1 tRNA gene and 1 rRNA gene are annotated in these 1333 nt (G+C 59.1%); both read left to right on the forward strand.

Going from position 1 to position 1333, the window contains the following annotated elements:
* A 16S ribosomal RNA gene (locus C489_RS20545) occupies positions 1-854 on the forward strand; the annotation flags it as partial.
* Positions 855-990: 136 nt separating this feature from the next.
* Positions 991-1062, forward strand: a tRNA-Ala gene (locus tag C489_RS20550).
* The last annotated feature ends 271 nt before the right edge of the window (positions 1063-1333 follow it).

Genomic DNA, 1333 nt, shown 5'->3' on the forward strand with positions numbered 1-1333 from the left:
GGGGTAGGAGTGAAATCCCGTAATCCTGGACGGACCACCGGTGGCGAAAGCGCCTCTGGAAGACGGATCCGACGGTGAGGGACGAAAGCTCGGGTCACGAACCGGATTAGATACCCGGGTAGTCCGAGCTGTAAACGATGTCTGCTAGGTGTGGCACAGGCTACGAGCCTGTGCTGTGCCGTAGGGAAGCCGTGAAGCAGACCGCCTGGGAAGTACGTCCGCAAGGATGAAACTTAAAGGAATTGGCGGGGGAGCACTACAACCGGAGGAGCCTGCGGTTTAATTGGACTCAACGCCGGACATCTCACCAGCATCGACAACGTGCAGTGAAGGTCAGGTTGATGACCTTACTGGAGCCGTTGAGAGGAGGGGCATGGCCGCCGTCAGCTCGTACCGTGAGGCGTCCTGTTAAGTCAGGCAACGAGCGAGACCCGCACTCCTAATTGCCAGCAACACCCTTGCGGTGGTTGGGTACATTAGGAGGACTGCCAGTGCCAAACTGGAGGAAGGAACGGGCAACGGTAGGTCAGTATGCCCCGAATGTGCTGGGCGACACGCGGGCTACAATGGCCGAGACAGTGGGATGCAACCCCGAAAGGGGACGCTAATCTCCGAAACTCGGTCGTAGTTCGGATTGAGGACTGAAACTCGTCCTCATGAAGCTGGATTCGGTAGTAATCGCGCCTCAGAAGGGCGCGGTGAATACGTCCCTGCTCCTTGCACACACCGCCCGTCAAAGCACCCGAGTGGGGTCCGGATGAGGCCGACGCAACGTCGGTCGAATCTGGGCTCCGCAAGGGGGCTTAAGTCGTAACAAGGTAGCCGTAGGGGAATCTGCGGCTGGATCACCTCCACAGACCGGGACCGGGGCGTCGCCCCGGCCCACCCTAACTCGTAGCGCTTTGCGCTACGCGGTACACGTTCGATCGACCATCNTTTGAGCTACCAAGGCTAACACGATACGCGCTGTTCATCCCTCGGGATGGACGTGGGCCCATAGCTCAGTGGTAGAGTGCCTCCTTTGCAAGGAGGATGCCCAGGGTTCGAATCCCTGTGGGTCCATGGCTCGGATCAGATCGAATCGTGCCCCTTAAGTGGGGCAGACGACTTCGGTCTAATCCGACGAAACTGATGCACCACTCCGCGTAAGTGCGAGTGGGAAGGGTTAATGCAGGCTCGCTGTCTACGAGTGTGCAGATGAGACCGTGTGTACGTGTAGTCCAGGCGTCCACTGGACCCGTTCCCGGGTCACGATGTTGCGACTTTGTCGCAACGCCGATCCGATGAACGTGGCTACTGTGCCAGCTGGTGGATCGCTCGGCTTGAGAGCTGA

Source organism: Natrinema versiforme JCM 10478 (assembly GCF_000337195.1).
Classification (GTDB): domain Archaea; phylum Halobacteriota; class Halobacteria; order Halobacteriales; family Natrialbaceae; genus Natrinema; species Natrinema versiforme.